At 64.3% G+C, this 14,543-nt stretch carries 13 protein-coding genes; 7 read left to right on the top strand and 6 right to left on the bottom strand.

Features of this window, described 5'->3' with window-relative positions; all coding sequences use genetic code 11:
- The 4 genes from EOL86_06900 to EOL86_06885 form a co-directional block, all read left to right on the top strand.
- Positions 1-470, top strand: a 470-nt coding sequence (locus tag EOL86_06900; protein NCD25302.1) for a DNA/RNA nuclease SfsA, incomplete at its 5' end; no start/stop codon positions are given.
- A gap of 26 nt (positions 471-496) precedes the next feature.
- Complete coding sequence (gene hslO / locus EOL86_06895; GenBank protein ID NCD25301.1) at positions 497-1,372, top strand: Hsp33 family molecular chaperone HslO; 876 nt, start codon at positions 497-499, stop codon at positions 1,370-1,372.
- A gap of 3 nt (positions 1,373-1,375) precedes the next feature.
- A complete protein-coding gene (gene rmuC / locus EOL86_06890; protein ID NCD25300.1) occupies positions 1,376-2,833 on the top strand; it encodes a DNA recombination protein RmuC in 1,458 nt (485 codons plus the stop codon).
- A 71-nt stretch (positions 2,834-2,904) separates the two neighbouring features.
- The gene (locus EOL86_06885) at positions 2,905-3,996 is read left to right on the top strand and encodes a tRNA(5-methylaminomethyl-2-thiouridylate) methyltransferase (protein NCD25299.1); all 1,092 of its coding nucleotides are present in this window, start codon (positions 2,905-2,907) and stop codon (positions 3,994-3,996) included.
- Positions 3,997-4,077: 81 nt separating this feature from the next.
- Here the strand turns inward: EOL86_06885 and EOL86_06880 are convergent, their stop codons facing one another.
- Both EOL86_06880 and EOL86_06875 read right to left on the bottom strand, forming a co-directional pair.
- Positions 4,078-4,425 (bottom strand): helix-hairpin-helix domain-containing protein, encoded by a 348-nt coding sequence (locus EOL86_06880; GenBank protein NCD25298.1) that lies wholly within the window; start codon positions 4,423-4,425, stop codon positions 4,078-4,080.
- Positions 4,426-4,566: 141 nt separating this feature from the next.
- Positions 4,567-5,562: a hypothetical protein gene (locus EOL86_06875; protein ID NCD25297.1), complete on the bottom strand. Its 996-nt coding sequence runs from the start codon at positions 5,560-5,562 to the stop codon at positions 4,567-4,569.
- 246 nt (positions 5,563-5,808) lie between these two features.
- On the opposite strand from EOL86_06875, the gene EOL86_06870 reads away from it, so the two are divergent.
- Positions 5,809-6,303: a PilZ domain-containing protein gene (locus EOL86_06870; GenBank protein NCD25296.1), complete on the top strand. Its 495-nt coding sequence runs from the start codon at positions 5,809-5,811 to the stop codon at positions 6,301-6,303.
- On the opposite strand, the gene EOL86_06865 is transcribed toward EOL86_06870, so the two are convergent.
- Both EOL86_06865 and EOL86_06860 read right to left on the bottom strand, forming a co-directional pair.
- Entirely contained in the window at positions 6,300-6,830 is a 531-nt protein-coding gene (locus EOL86_06865) for a hypothetical protein (protein ID NCD25295.1), read from the bottom strand. The two genes, EOL86_06870 and EOL86_06865, sit on opposite strands and share 4 nt — an antisense overlap.
- On the bottom strand, positions 6,830-7,459 hold the full coding sequence (locus EOL86_06860) for a hypothetical protein (GenBank protein ID NCD25294.1): 630 nt from the start codon (positions 7,457-7,459) through the stop codon (positions 6,830-6,832). The genes EOL86_06865 and EOL86_06860 overlap by 1 nt, the downstream gene beginning before the upstream one ends.
- A gap of 98 nt (positions 7,460-7,557) precedes the next feature.
- Here EOL86_06860 and EOL86_06855 point away from each other — a divergent pair, with 98 nt between their 5' ends.
- Positions 7,558-9,672: a DUF3536 domain-containing protein gene (locus EOL86_06855; protein ID NCD25293.1), complete on the top strand. Its 2,115-nt coding sequence runs from the start codon at positions 7,558-7,560 to the stop codon at positions 9,670-9,672.
- Here EOL86_06855 and EOL86_06850 read toward each other — a convergent pair.
- Together EOL86_06850 and EOL86_06845 are read right to left on the bottom strand one after the other, a co-directional pair.
- Positions 9,669-10,976: a methylenetetrahydrofolate--tRNA-(uracil(54)-C(5))-methyltransferase (FADH(2)-oxidizing) TrmFO gene (locus EOL86_06850; protein NCD25292.1), complete on the bottom strand. Its 1,308-nt coding sequence runs from the start codon at positions 10,974-10,976 to the stop codon at positions 9,669-9,671. The genes EOL86_06855 and EOL86_06850 overlap by 4 nt on opposite strands.
- A gap of 91 nt (positions 10,977-11,067) precedes the next feature.
- Complete coding sequence (locus EOL86_06845; protein NCD25291.1) at positions 11,068-13,788, bottom strand: cation-transporting P-type ATPase; 2,721 nt, start codon at positions 13,786-13,788, stop codon at positions 11,068-11,070.
- Between EOL86_06845 and EOL86_06840 the strand changes: the two genes are divergently transcribed.
- Positions 13,681-14,543: Na+/H+ antiporter NhaA (locus EOL86_06840; protein NCD25290.1), on the top strand; the 863-nt coding region annotated here is incomplete at its 3' end. The two genes, EOL86_06845 and EOL86_06840, sit on opposite strands and share 108 nt — an antisense overlap.

Raw genomic sequence — 14,543 nt, 5'->3', positions numbered from 1 at the left:
TCGGCGTGAACACCCTCACGCCCAACCGTCTGCTCAAAAAGGCCTGGGAAGCCGGGGTGTTGCCGGAACTGGCCGGGTACACGGAGTTCCGGGCCGAGGCCGTCTGGGGCGATTCACGCCTGGACGCCAGGCTGCGCGGCCCGGGCGGGGAATTTTGGATCGAGGCCAAGAACGTGACCCTGGTCGAGGACGGCGTGGCCGCGTTTCCCGACGCCGTCACCGAGCGCGGCCAGAAGCACCTGCGCGAGTTGATGGCCCTGGCCGGCCAGGGCGCTCGGGTGGCGGTGTTTTTGGCCGTGCAGCGTCCGGACGGACAGTGCTTCGGACCGGCGGACTATATTGATCCGGTTTTTGCCCGGCTGTTTTGGGAGGCCATGGATCAGGGCGTGGAATTTTTGCCCTATGTCCTGGCGACCTCGCCGGACGGCATCGGTCTGGGCCGGCGGCTGCCCATCATCTCAAGGTTTTAGTCAGACAATCAGCCAAGGATAGCATCATGAAGGACCAACTCATCCGCGTCATTTCCGACGAAGCCAATGTCCGCGCCCTGGCCTGCGTCACCACCAATGCCGCGCGCACGGCCTGTGCCCGGCATCAAACCCGGCCCACGGCCTCGGTTGCCCTGGGCCGGGCCCTGACCGGCGGCGTGCTGCTTGGCGCGCTGCTCAAGGGCCGTCAGCGCGTGGCTCTGAAATTCGAGGGCAATGGCCCCCTGGGCAAAATCGTGGTCGAGGCGGACCCCATGTGCCTGGTGCATGGCTATGTCGGCAATCCGGATGTGGATTTGCCCTTGAAGGACGGCAGATTCGACGTTCCCGGCGCCCTGGGTCGGGCCGGCCTGCTGACCGTGACCAAGGATCTGCTCCTCAAGGAGCCGTATCGGGGCGTGGTCAATCTTGTTTCCAGTGAAATCGCCGAGGACATCGCCTATTACCTGACCGATTCCGAGCAAACGCCTTCGGCCATGGGCCTGACCGCCATTCCGGACGAAACCGGGGGCATTGTCGCGGCCGGCGGGTTTTTGATCCAATCCCTGCCGCCAGCCAACGAAGACGCTATCTTGGCCTTGACGGAGCGCATTCGGAACCTGCCGCCCCTGGCCCGGCTCTTGATGGACGGGGCCACGCCCAAGGACGTTCTGGACCGCATTTTCGGAGACATTGCCTATGAAATTCTCGGCCATCAGGACGTGGCCTTTCACTGCGGCTGCTCCCGTGACCGAATCGAACAGGCCCTCATCACCCTCGGCGTGACCGAAATCGAAGCCCTGGCCGCGCGTGGCGAAAACACGACCATCACCTGCGAGTTTTGTCGGCAGCCGTATGCGTTCACGCCCGAGGACCTGCACCGTCTGGCCTCGGAGCGGCACTAGGCAATGCCTGGTTGGATTGTCGAATTCCTGCCCCTGGCGGGCGCCGTCTTTTCGGCCCTGGCCGCCTTGACGGCGTTGATCATCGCGCTGCGCCTGCCCAACCGGTCGCTCGCCCAGCTCCACGCGCGTCTGGAAATTCTGGAAGCCCTGCAGGACCGGACCGAGCGGGTCATGCGCGAGGAGCTGGCCAGGGGGCGGGAAGACGCGACCCGTCTGGCCCAGGAACAGCGCCGCGAGTTGGGCGAAATCATGAAGAGTCTGGGTACGGCCTTGCTCCAACGGCAGACCGAGGCCGCCAGCGACCATTCCGACCAGCTCGAAAGTCTGCGCGTTCAAAGCATGTCCCTGGCCAAGGCGCAGCGCGAGGAAGTGACCGCCACCCTGGCCCGCGTGTCCGAAACCATGTCCGCGACCATGAAAGACCTGGCGGCGGTGGAAAAGACCCAGTTGGACGCCATGGCCGATTCCCTGGCCCGCCTGACCCAATCCAACGCGGCCAAGCTGGATGAGGTCCGGGCCACGGTGGACGGCCGTCTTCAGGCCTTGCAGGCCGACAACGCCCGACAGCTTGAAACCATGCGCCAGACCGTGGACGAAAAACTCCAGGGCACCCTGGAAAAACGTCTGGGCGAATCCTTTCGTCAGGTCAGCGAGCGGTTGGAGCTGGTCCACAAGGGACTGGGCGAAATGCAGACCCTGGCTTTGGGCGTGGGCGATTTGAAAAAGGTGCTGAGCAATGTCAAGACGCGTGGCACCTGGGGCGAGGTTCAGCTTGGGGCGCTCCTGGAACAGGTTTTGAGCGCGGAGCAGTATGTCGTCAACGCGGCCACGGGACTGGGCGCGGAGCGGGTCGAGTTCGCGGTCAAGCTGCCCGGTCAGGACGAAGCGGCGCCGATTTTGCTACCCATTGACGCCAAATTCCCGGTGGAGGACTACCAACGCCTGGTGGACGCCCAGGAACGCGGCGACGCGAGCGGAGCCGAGCTCGCCGGTCGCCAGCTGGAAACGCGGGTCCGTTCCTGCGCCAAGGACATCCGCGACAAATATCTGCATCCGCCCCGGACCACGGACTTTGGCATTTTGTTTGTGCCCATCGAGGGCCTGTTCGCCGAGGTCATCCGGCGGCCGGGTCTGTGCGAGAGCGTCCAGCGCGATCTGCGCGTGGTCATCGCCGGCCCGACCACCCTGTGGTCCATCCTGACCAGCCTACAGATGGGTTTTCGGACCCTGGCCATTCAGAAGCGTTCCAGCGAGGTCTGGGCCCTGCTCGGAGCCGTCAAGGGAGAATGGGGTAAATACGGGGACATGCTCGACGCGGTACAGAAAAAGTTGCACCAGGCCTCGGAAACCATCGAAAAGGCCCAGGTCCGATCCAGGGCCGTGGGCCGCAAGCTCAAGGATGTCCAGGACCTGCCAGCCGCCGAGAGCGCGGCCCTGCTGCCGCTGAAACTGGACGACTAGGCGCCACGAACAGCGGTGCCCCCTGGTTTTTCCCTTGCCCCGTCTCCCGGCTTTGGCTAGCTGCCCGGAGCATGAACACCTTCGACGCCCTGTCCCTTTTTTCCGGTGGCCTGGACAGTATCCTGGCCGCCAAACTGATGCAAAGCCTTGGCCATTCCGTGCTGGGCCTGCATTTTGTCAGTCCCTTTTTTGGCCGCCCCGAACGCGTCGCCGAATGGACCCGCGAATACGACCTGCCCATTGAATGCATCGACATCGGCCAGGACTTCGTGGATCTCATGGCCTCGTTCCCACCCCACGGGTTTGGCAAGGTGCTCAACCCCTGCGTGGACTGCAAGGTTCTCATGCTCGAAAAAGCCAAGGCCCTGCTCCCCGTATACGGAGCCACCTATCTCGTTTCCGGCGAGGTTTTGGGCCAGCGGCCCATGTCCCAACGGGCCGACACCCTGAATATCATCCGCAACGAAGCCGGTGTGCGCGACGTGCTGCTCCGCCCGTTGAGCGCCGGCCTGCTGCCGCCCACGCCCATGGAGGAATCCGGTCTGGTGGACCGTGCCGCCCTGCCGTCCTTGTGCGGTCGGGGACGGCAGGGCCAGTTCCGTCTGGCCAGGGCCCTGGGCGTGACCAAAATCCCGCCCCAGGCCGGGGGCTGCCGTCTGGGTGAACGCGAATCGGCCCGGCGGTATTGGCCCATCCTGCGCGCATTTCCCCGGCCCCTGGCCGCGCATTTCGACCTGGCCAATGTCGGCCGGCAACTCTGGAGGCGGGACATAAACGGCCAGCCCACGGGCCACTGGCTGGCCATGGGCCGGGAACACAAGGACAACGAACGTTTGGCGGCCCTGATCCGCCCCGAGGACATGGTCTTCGTGCTGCGCTCCTTTCCCGGGCCCCATGCCGTGGGACGGCCCGTGCCCGGCCGCGACTGGGAACCCGAGGTCGTGCGCGAGGCCGCCGCCTGTCTGGCCTCGTTCGCGCCCAAGGCGAAGCGACACGACGGGCCGGTGGAAGTCCGCGTGACCCAGGGGGACAGGGAGCGCGTCGTCGAAGTCCACCCCGCCGCGCCCCATGGCTTCCAGGACAACCTGGGCTGGGCCGAAACCAGGGCCGCGCAAAAGGCCTGGGAACACGAACGCGCCCAAACCGACGCCGGCCGCGCCTAACCCGGACCGAGCGCTGTCCCACAACGACGAATCCCCGCCATTTTGACGGGGATTCGTGCCGATCCAATTCTGTATCAAATCCTATTCCTTCTTGGACGCGGCCTTTTCTTCCGCCTTGGGCGCGGCCTTTTCCACGGTGATGCTGTCCTTGATGGCGTCGAACTTGGCCTGACCAATACCATTGACGTCCATGATCTGCTCGACGGACGTGAACGGATGCGCCGCGCGGTGGGCCACGATCTTGGCCGCGATGGCCGGCCCGATGCCGGGCAATTCGGTCAGCTGCTCGACCGTGGCCGTGTTGATGTCGACCACGTCCATGGCCAACGCTCCAAAAGGCAGCGCGAACACGCAGAGTAATCCAGTCAGAATCATCTTCAACAACACCTGCTTCATGAAAGCCTCCTTGAAATACGTTTCAACGGGCATACCATGAATTTTTTCGCGCCATCAACGAAGATTCGATATTTTTTGATGTCTTACAAACCGTCCCATACGGAATTATCTCGTTTTTATAAAAAAGAACGCACAAAATACATTTTCGCGCATCTTGTCCAACAAACGCCGCCGTCATTGGCCAAGGGTGGCATTACCCGCGGGCTTCGGGGCCGGGCTGGGGAAATTGAGCTCCCGCTTCAAAAATCCCCGGATGCGCAAATAGTCCATGATATTGCCTTCCCCGCGCAAAATCATTTCCCAGCCCGGACGTTCCAAAACCACCAACACGGGAATGCCCTGAAAACCCTTCATCTTGAAATAGGCCCGGGCCGTGCGCGCGGTCTGGCGCAATTCCTCGGACACCGGCACGGGCGGCACGGACTCCAGACTCTCCAGGCGCAACACTTCCAAAAAAGGATTTTCGGCGGTCGCGTTGGAGCTCAACACCGTGGCCAGACGATGAAAATCATCCTCCTTGTTGTCCGTGCAGGTCAGATGCCATTTTCCGGGCAGGGTCTGGGCGTTGATGGACAGATTGGCCAAGACCTTGGAGCAATGGTCGCAATGCAGGCTGAAAAAAAAGACATGCTGCGGAACCGTGCCATTGGCCTCGCCGTGGCTCAGGAACGGTGTGTCCAGGATGGCCGGTGGAATGACGTTCAGATCCAGCACGGCGTTGGCCGTGAAGCCGCCACACCAGACCGCGATACCGACACAGACCATCAGCCAGGAGCGGCGCACCCAGGAAAACAGCAGCAACCCGATAAAGAGAATGGCCGCGACCACGACGCACAGGGCGCATTTTTCCCGCAATCCGATGAACTGGAAGCCCAGCAGCGCGCCGTCAAAGGCCAGGGCGCCGCACAAAATAAAGGCCACCGGGCCCCACAGCCAGGGCTTGCCATACCGGCCGGCGAAAAAAACCAGCCCCCACAGGGTCCAGAAAAACACGGCGCCGAGCTTGATCAGGTTGCCCTCGCCAAAACGGATGTATTCTCCAACCACGTCGCAGGCCGAGGTGGTGCAAAACGAGGTATGACGCGCGGCCTGCATCCAGACTTCGGCGGACAGGAACGACGCGGCCAAGAACAAAAAGGACAGGAGCAGATAACGAGGCAATTTGGACATGACGAACTCTCCGGTTGATGTCGGGCCTTGTGGACCGGGAAATCAGGACACGTCAAGATGACGGCCATGGCCCGCCCGTAGGACAAAGTCCGGCTTTCCCGGACAAGGGCGTGGACAAAGACGCCAAGCAGGCGAGGACACCGCTCGCCAATTCAAACAATATTCTTGAATTCATCACTTCTTTTATGCGGGCATGAATTTTTCTTACTGTCGGACATTGTGGATATTTCCGGACAAGGAGAACTCATGGCCAAGGACATCATGATCAGCTTCCGAACCACGGCGGAACTCAATACATCCCTCAAGCATCTGGCGCATCGTGGCGACATGTCACTGTCGGCCTTCATCAACTCGGTATTGCAGGAGTATCTGGAAGCCCAGGCCACCGCGGACAATCCGACCCTGGATCGCCGCCGGTTTCCCCGGCAGCATGCCACCATCCCGGCCATCCTCTGCGCCCGGAACGGGAGCCGGAATCTTTTCCACTCCAGCAAGATTACCGACCTGTCCCTGGGCGGCATCAATCTTTCGGTTCCCCGTGACGACACCAGCGACGCCGGTCTCGACAAAAGCCTGCGTCTGTTCGAGGTTATTTTCGCCCTGCCGCGTCAGGAGAAGCCCATCGCCCTCCAATGCCGGACCAGACACATCTTGTGCGGCAGGGGCGGCTACCAGGTCGGCGCCTGCATCGACAGCGCCGACCAGGGCAGCTACCTGGCCCTGCGGAGTTATCTCGTCTAGGCGCGCATCCAGGCCCGCATGTGTTCCACTTCCCGTGACCAGTCCGGGCCAAAGCGCACCTCCAGAAAACGTGCGAAAATCGTGTCCACGTACAGGGCGCATTTTTCAACGAGGTAAATCTTCTCCAGGATACGCGCGTCCGGATCCTCGCCGTCGTCCAGGCTGGTGTCCACCTTGGGGGTCTTCAGACCCTGGAGCGTGAAATTGGCCGCGTCCAGGAGCACCTGCCAGGAGACCTCGTCCCGATCGATGCGCAGCTTGGCCTTGTTGACCTTCTTGCCGGTCCGCAAACCCGCCCTGGCCTCGCGCAGCTCGGCCATGGGGCCGCTGCACACGGCGGTCTCGCGGGCCTCGCCCTCGCCGCCCTGAACCGAAACCTTCTGCTCCACGGTCACGGAAAACGCCTCGCCATCGGCGGTCCGGAACAGGCCGTTATTGTTGTATTCACTGGCGAACCACAGCCAGGTCAAAAATTCCTGCCCCAGGGCCAGGCCGATGGTTTCGGCGTGCTCCAGATCAATGTCCATCATTCCCCTCCCACGGCGAAAACAGTCGGTTCAAAAGCGTCCAGCCAGCCCTTGGCCTCGGGCCCAAGGTGGCGCAAGGCCGCGAAATACGGTGTAAGCGGTTCCAGGTGCAGGCCGAAGGTGTGGGTGAAAAGCTCCTCGAACAATTCGGCCAACTTGGATTGGGTCGAGGCGATGTAGACGAGCTGCTGGTTGGTGTCCCAGACCACGTCGAAACAGGCTGGAATGGGCAGGCTCCTGGCCCGCAGGCGCAGTTCGACCTGGTCGCGGATTTCGGCCTTCTGCTCCTTGGTCAAAAACTTCTTGCCCTGGTCGCGCATGGCCCGCATGGCCTCGTTCAGGGCCACGGTGACATGCTTTTTCATCACCGCCGGCGGCACGCGTCGGGTGTCCAGGCGCAGGGTAAAGGCCAGATAGGCGCCCTTTTCCGGCGGACAGAGTTCAAAATCCGGGTCGAGCATATTGTCGAAGGACACCCAGCCAAAGGCGCGCTCCTCGGCGCTGGCGTCGATGTCCCGGAAGGCGTTGCGCTCAAGCCGGTCCTCGACCTCGGCCCACAGGGACTGGGGCACCTCCTCCTCGACAATCCGGTAGCGGGTCAGTCCCACGCTGGCAGACATGAATCCCAAGGTATCCTCCTTCGCCGCCGGCGGATTCCCGCTTTGACGGCTTGATCCTTTCGTTTATAGGTTTGGGCCCCGACACAATCAGGCAGCCGGAGTCCATCATGAGCAAAAATCTATGCATCCACGGTCATTTCTATCAGCCACCCCGCTTCGACCCCTGGCTCGAGGACGTGCTGCCCGAAGGCAGTGCCGCCCCGGAACACGACTGGAACGCGCGCATCGCCAGGGAATGCTACACGCCCCTGGCCTTTGCCCGCCGCCTGGATGCCTCGGGCATGATCGCCGAGCTGATCAACTGCTATGCCTGGATGAGCTTCAACTTCGGACCGACCCTGCTGCGCTGGATGGAACGGCACGCCCCTGGGACCTACGCCCGCATCCAGGAAGCGGACCGGCTCGGTCTGGCCCGCCTGGGCCATGGCAACGCCCTGGCCCAGGTCTACCACCATGCCATCATGCCCCTGGCCACCGAACTGGACAAAAACCTGGAGATCGGCTGGGCCATCCAGGATTTCGAAGCCCGCTTCAACCGCGCCCCGGAAGGCATGTGGCTGGCCGAAACGGCCGTGGACATTCCGACCCTGACCGCCCTGGCCGAGGCCGGCATCGCCTTCACCATCCTGGCGCCGCGTCAGGCCCGGGCCGTGCGCGGCGGCGACGGCGGGGCCTTCCAACCCGTGACCGAGGACAATCTCGACACCACGCGCCCCTATCTGGTCCGACTGCCCCAAGGCAAGAGCATCAGTGTCTTTTTCTACGACAGCCCCGTGTCCAGGGCCGTGGCCTTTGAGCGGTTGCTGGAAAACGGAGAACAGTTCTGGACCCGCCTTGGCCACGGCTTTGGCGGGGGATTGCGCCACATCGCCACGGACGGCGAATCCTACGGGCACCATTTCAAATTCGGCGAAATGGCCCTGGCCTATGTCATCGACCAGGCCCGGCAAGGCCGCGACGGCATCCAGCCAACCAATCACGCCGCCTACCTGGCGGCCCATCCGGCCACGGACGAGGCGCTGATCCATGAAAATTCGTCCTGGAGCTGCGTCCACGGCCTCGGACGCTGGATGACCCACTGTGGCTGCGCCGACGGTGGCCACCCGGACTGGATTCAGGACTGGCGCCGCCCCCTGCGCCGTTGTCTCAATTATTTGAAATACTATGTCGACGAGCACTATTTCAAAACCGGCCCAACGCTTGTCCAGAACGCCGGGCAGGCCCTGGCCGAATATGGCCGCGTGCTGGCCGGAACCGATGCCCTGGAGGATTTCCTCGGACGTCACGGCCGGCCCGGACTCGGAACCGAGGACCGGCGGATGGCCTGCCGCCTTCTGGTCATGCAGCGCTGCGCCCTGGCCAGCTTTTCCAGCTGCGCCTGGTTCTTCGACGACATCGCCCGCATCGAACCCCTGAACGGCCTGACCAACGCCCGCCGGGCCATGGATCTGCTCCTGGCCACGGGCGGCCCGGACGTGGAGGCCGGATTCGAACGCATTCTGCACGAGGCCCAATCCAACATGCGCGAGGACTGGGACGGGGTTTCCCTGTGGCGGACCCAGGTCTCGCCCCGGCGGCCCGTCCTGTCGGCCCTGGCCCGGTTTGTCCCGGCCGGCGGCGAACGCCGTTGGCCAGGCCTGACCCTGACGGTGCGCGACGGCATGATCCACGGCAGGTGGTCCCAAACCCTGGACGAGGACGCCGTCCCCCTGGACGAAACCTCCAGGCCCGGACCGGCCGACGGCGAAGACCCGCGTCATCTGGCCGATCACGCCTTCCAGGTTTCCCGCGCCCAGGAGGATGCGCTGCTGGAGGCATCCTGCCGGGCCGCGACGGCCGTGGTGCCACTTTTGACCAATTTCACCGAGGGCCAACACGTCCCCCAGGCCAGTCTGGCCCTGCACATGCCCGGCCTGATCTGGAACTGGCTCACGGCCCGCCTGGACCCGCCGGCCGATCTGGTCCGCTTTGCCCAGGGCTGGATTGGAACCAATCCCGACATCCGCGCCATATTGGAACGCCGGGCGGAAGACTTGGGCGCGGAACTGGCGGGCAGTCTGCCCCAGACCGAAAAGGCCCTGCTCGATCTCATCACCCGCGCCCGGGGGCTTGGACTGGGCGTGCACTGGTGGGCCGCCCAAAACATCCTCATGGCCCTGCCCACGCGGGGCCGGCACGAGGAACTCGGCCAGCTGCTCGGCCTGGCCCCGGTCGCCCCCTAAGCCAGACGCTGTTCGTCCAGCCAGCGCGCCCAGGCCTCGCGGGCGCGCTGGGCATACAGTTCCTTGCGTTTTTTCTTGGGCGCCTTGCGGTTCAGGGCGGGCATGAGGCCGAAATGGACGTTGGACGGCTGAAAATGCTTGGCCGGCGTGCGCAGGTGGCCCAGGAGCGCGCCCAGGGCCGTTTCCACGGGCGGCAGGCCAATTTTCCCGGCCAGGGCCAGCCCCAGCCACAAGCCCGTGGCCGCCGACTCCAGGTAGCCTTCCACGCCGCTGATCTGCCCGGCCAGATAGGTGCCGGGCCAGGCCAGCAAACGCAGATCCTCGGCCAGGACCTCCGGCGCCTTGACGTACGTATTGCGGTGGATGCTGCCCAGGCGCAGGAACTCGGCCCGCTCCAGGCCCGGGATCATGGCAAAAATACGTTTTTGTTCCGGGTATTTGAGCTTGGTCTGAAACCCGACCAGATTCATGGCCGTCTTCTCCCGGTTTTCGGCCCGCAGCTGGACCACGGCAAAGGGCTGGCGGCCGGTGCGCGGGTCCTCCAGACCCACCGGTTTGAGGGGCCCAAAGGCCAGGGTCATCTCGCCACGCTCGGCCATGACCTCGATGGGCAGACAGCCCTCGAAATGTACTTCCCGCTCGAACGCCCTGGCTTCGACCTTGTCGCCGGCGATCAGCTCCCGCACGAAGGCCAGATATTCGTCCTCGGACAGGGGACAGTTCAGATAGTCCTTGTCCTCGGGAGCATAGCGCGAAGCCCAGAAGGCCACGTCCATGTTCACGGAATCCGTGGCCACGATGGGCGCGATGGCGTCGTAAAAAGCCAGGGAATCCTGACCCACGACGCGGACCAGATCCTCGGCCAGGGGCGCGCTGGCCAAGGGGCCGGCGGCCACGATCAACGCCTCATGCCGGCCATCCAGCTCGGCCAGGGTGGTGATTTCCCGCCGAACCACGGTGATACGCGGATGGTTGGCGATCCGTGCGGTCATTTCCCGGGCAAACAGTTCGCGGTCCACGGCCAGGGCCTTGCCGGCCGGGACTTCCGTTTGCCGGGCGACGTCCATGACCAGGCTGCCCAGCTCGGCCATTTCCAGCTTCAAAAGCCCGATTCCGGTTTCCAGCTCGGCGGAGCGGAAGGAATTGGAGCAGACCAGTTCGGCCAGATCCGGGCTGTGGTGCGCCGGCGAAAACGTCGTCGGCTTCATTTCGTACAAAACCACGTCCCGGCCAGCCCGGGCCAGCTGCCAGGCCGCCTCGCATCCGGCCAGCCCGCCACCGATGATTCCAATTGTCGTGGTCACGCGTCCATCCTTGCCTATGGTGAAAAGGAGCTTCCTTGGCCCAAGGGCCGGCCGTGGTCAATATCTTTCCCACGGCCGACCCCAGGGCGCCTCAGGCCTCGGTCTGGGTCCGGGGAGTGGCCAGCCAGACCCGCAGGGCTTTTTCGGCTTCCACCAAGACAAAGGCCAATACCGCGACCCCGGCGGACTTGATCCACGGCAACGGTCCCAGCGGGGCGCTGCCGAACAGGGTGTTCATGAATGGCGCGTAGGTGAACAGCGCCTGCAGGGCGATCATCAGGCCAACGCCGCCGATGACCCACGGATTGGTGCCCAATCCCAGGGCCAATGGAGACAGGGTGAAGGAACGGCAATTGAACAGGTACATGGCCTCGGCCAGGACAAAGACATTGACGGCCACGGTCCGGGCCTGGGCCATGTTGCCGCTGGTGCGCAGCTCCCACTCGAACAGCCCGAAGGCGGCGATCAAGAGAATGGCGCCCACCCAGAAAACACGCAGCCCCAGCGCCGCGTCCAGGATCGGCCGGGCCGGGTCGCGCGGCAAGCGGTCCATGATGCCTGGTTCCCTGGGCTCGAAGGCCAGCATCAGGCCCAGGCATCCGGCCGTGGTCATGTTGATCCACAAAATCTGAACCGGCAGAATGGGCAGGGGCACGCCGAGCAGCACGGCGGCGAGGATGACCAGGCCTTCGCCGACATTGGTCGGCAGGGTCCAGACAATGAACTTGAGCAGATTGTCGTACACGCCGCGTCCTTCTTCCACGGCGGCCTGGATGGTGGCGAAATTGTCGTCGGTCAGGATCATGTCCGCCGCTTCCTTGGCGGCCTCGGTCCCGCCCTTGCCCATGGCCACGCCGATGTCGGCCTGTTTCAGGGCCGGGGCGTCGTTGACCCCGTCCCCGGTCATGGCCACGATTTCTCCCTGGCTTTGCAGGGCCATGACCAGACGCAATTTCTGATCGGGGGCCACGCGCGCGAAGACCGATGTCTGGGCCGCCTTGGTCACGAGTTCGTCGTCCGAAAGCCGGGCCATGTCCGCGCCGGTCAAAACCTGGCAGGTGGGACGCCCGGGGCAGGTCTCGATGCCCAGGCCCAGTTGGGCGCCAATGGCCGCGGCCGTGACCGCGTGGTCGCCCGTGATCATCTTGACCGTCACCCCGGCCCGCTGAAAAGCCGCCACCGCGGCCTTGGCCTCGGCGCGGGGCGGATCGATCATGGCCTGAAGGCCGAGAAAAATAAGCCCGTCGGCCACGTCGGCGTGTTCAAGACGCGCCGTTTCGGCCGGAAGTTCCTTGCAGGCCAGGGCCAGCACGCGCATGCCGCCAAGTCCGAAGCGCTCGATCGCGCCCCGGACCCCGTCCCGATCCAGAACGGCCCGGCTGCCATCGGACTGGAGCTGATGCGCGGCCCGGGCCAAGACGGATTCCACGGAGCCCTTGAAAAAAACCAGTCGGGGCTCGCCCTCGCCCTGGCCATGCAGGGTGGCCATGTACTGATGCTCGGATTCAAAGGGGAGGGTATCCAGACGGGGGAGGTTGCCCCGCTCCATGGCCGCGTCCAGGCCAGCCTTGTCGGCGGCCACGAGCAGGGCGGTCTCGGTCGGATCGCCGACCACGGAGTCCCCGTCCGGCCCATGATCGATACGCGAATCGTTGCACAGCAGGCCGGCCAGGAGCGTGGCCCGCAAGGCGTGATCCCCGTCGATTCCACCCTCGATTTCGCCCTCGGGCCGATAGCCGGTGCCGCTGACGGCGCGGCTCGCGCCCCCGGCATGAACGGCGACCACGGTCATCTGATTCTCGGTCAGGGTGCCGGTTTTGTCCGAGCAGATGACCGAGGCCCCGCCCAGGGTCTCCACGGCCGGCAACTTGCGGATGATGGCTCCGCGCGCGGCCATGCGCGACACGCCCATGGCCAGGATGACCGTCACCGCCGCCGGCAGTCCCTCGGGAATGGCTCCCACGGCCAGGGCCACCGCGGCCATGAACATGTCGGCCGCCTTTTCCCCGCGCAGGATGCCGGCGAAAAAGGTCAGCACGGCCAAGGCCATGATGCCCCACAGAAGGATATGACTGAATTTGGCGATCTTGCGGGTCAGGGGCGTGGCCAGTTCGTCGGCGGCGGCGACCATGCCCGAAATGCGCCCGATCTCGGTCCGGTCACCGGTGGCCACGACCACGCCGGCGGCCTGACCATGGCTGACCAGGGACGAGGCATAGGCCATGTTGCGGCGGTCGGCCAAAACCGTGTCCCGTTCCAGGACCTGCTCGGTCTTGCCCACGGGCACGGACTCCCCGGTCAGGGCCGATTCGTCCACGCGCAGATCCTTGACCGAAATCAAACGCACGTCGGCCGGCACCTTGTCACCGGAACGGAGCATGACCATGTCGCCGGGCACCAGGTCCACGGCCGCCACGCGCTGGATGGCCCCGGCGCGCACGACCACGGCCTCGGTGACCATGGACTTGGCCAGGGCGTCCAGGGCCCCGGCGGCCTTGGCTTCCTGGATGTATCCGACAATGGCGTTGACCAAGACCACGCCGACGATGACCGACGCGTCCACGACCTCGCCCAGAACCGCCGTGATCACGCCCGCCAGGATAAGGACATAGACCAGGGGTTGATGAAACTGGAGAAAAAAACGTTCCAGCGGCGTCTTGGCCCTGGCCGGAGTCAGGGCGTTGGGCCCGAACTCGTCGGCCCGATGCCGGACCTGAAAGGTGTCCAGGCCCTTGGCCGGCTCGACCTGAAGCAGATCGAGCACGTCCCGTGCCGGCAGGTGGTGCCACAACTTGGCCGTCGAAAAGTCCATGTGTCACTCCTTTATTGTGATATTTCTGATTTTTTGCGCTTCTTGCGGATGTCTGGTAGCTACCCCAGACCAAACCGAAGCTCAAGAAGGAGCGGCTTTTTCCAGCCCTTCCCGTTCCGATCCGGGCCGTGTCCACCTGGAAACCCCGTGTCGCGAGGGCGATGCCGCCACGCCAGGAGAATCTCCGGCGCCGAAACGTGTTTCCCGGCCAAGACATCTCGCCGACAACGCCACGGGCGGCTTGAACGCCGGCCGCTCGCGCCGTATGTTGCCCTCGCGTTCGCCATAACCAAACCCGGAGGAATCATGCTCTCCAAGGCGCTCAAGGACTTTGCCCATGTCCAGGCCCTGGCCGGACTCTGGACCGTCATCGCCCTGATCCTGGTCCTGCCCGCCAGATATGCGTTGCCACGTCTGTTCGAGCTTGTCGCCGCCCCCGTGAGCCTTTCGTCCGGGCCCTGGACCATGATCCAGCCGGGAATCATGTGGGTCAACGGAATCGGCGCGGCCCTGATTTTCCTCTTGATCGGCCTGGAGATCAAACGCGGTTTCATGGAAGACGAACTGACCGGCGCGGACCGGCTGCGCCTGCCCGCCCTGGCCGCCGTGGGCGGCGTCGCCATTCCGGTGCTTGCGCACATGGTCCTGCATGGACACGAGCCGGCCCTGGCCAGGGCCTGGATTGTCCCCGCCGCTTCGGACATGGCCCTGGGCCTTGGGGTTCTGGCCCTGTTCGGAGACAAGGCGCCCTCGGG

The organism is Deltaproteobacteria bacterium, assembly GCA_009930495.1.
In the GTDB taxonomy this organism is placed as follows: domain Bacteria; phylum Desulfobacterota; class Desulfovibrionia; order Desulfovibrionales; family Desulfomicrobiaceae; genus Desulfomicrobium.
This window is presented reverse-complemented; position numbering and strand designations above follow the sequence as displayed.

Coding starts and splice junctions, on each gene's coding strand:
- hslO (NCD25301.1), top strand. CDS start 497: ATGAAGGACCAACTCATCCGCGTCATTTCCGACGAAGCCAATGTCCGC.
- rmuC (NCD25300.1), top strand. CDS start 1,376: ATGCCTGGTTGGATTGTCGAATTCCTGCCCCTGGCGGGCGCCGTCTTT.
- EOL86_06885 (NCD25299.1), top strand. CDS start 2,905: ATGAACACCTTCGACGCCCTGTCCCTTTTTTCCGGTGGCCTGGACAGT.
- EOL86_06880 (NCD25298.1), bottom strand. CDS start 4,425: ATGCCCGTTGAAACGTATTTCAAGGAGGCTTTCATGAAGCAGGTGTTG.
- EOL86_06875 (NCD25297.1), bottom strand. CDS start 5,562: ATGTCCAAATTGCCTCGTTATCTGCTCCTGTCCTTTTTGTTCTTGGCC.
- EOL86_06870 (NCD25296.1), top strand. CDS start 5,809: ATGGCCAAGGACATCATGATCAGCTTCCGAACCACGGCGGAACTCAAT.
- EOL86_06865 (NCD25295.1), bottom strand. CDS start 6,830: ATGGACATTGATCTGGAGCACGCCGAAACCATCGGCCTGGCCCTGGGG.
- EOL86_06855 (NCD25293.1), top strand. CDS start 7,558: ATGAGCAAAAATCTATGCATCCACGGTCATTTCTATCAGCCACCCCGC.
- EOL86_06845 (NCD25291.1), bottom strand. CDS start 13,788: ATGGACTTTTCGACGGCCAAGTTGTGGCACCACCTGCCGGCACGGGAC.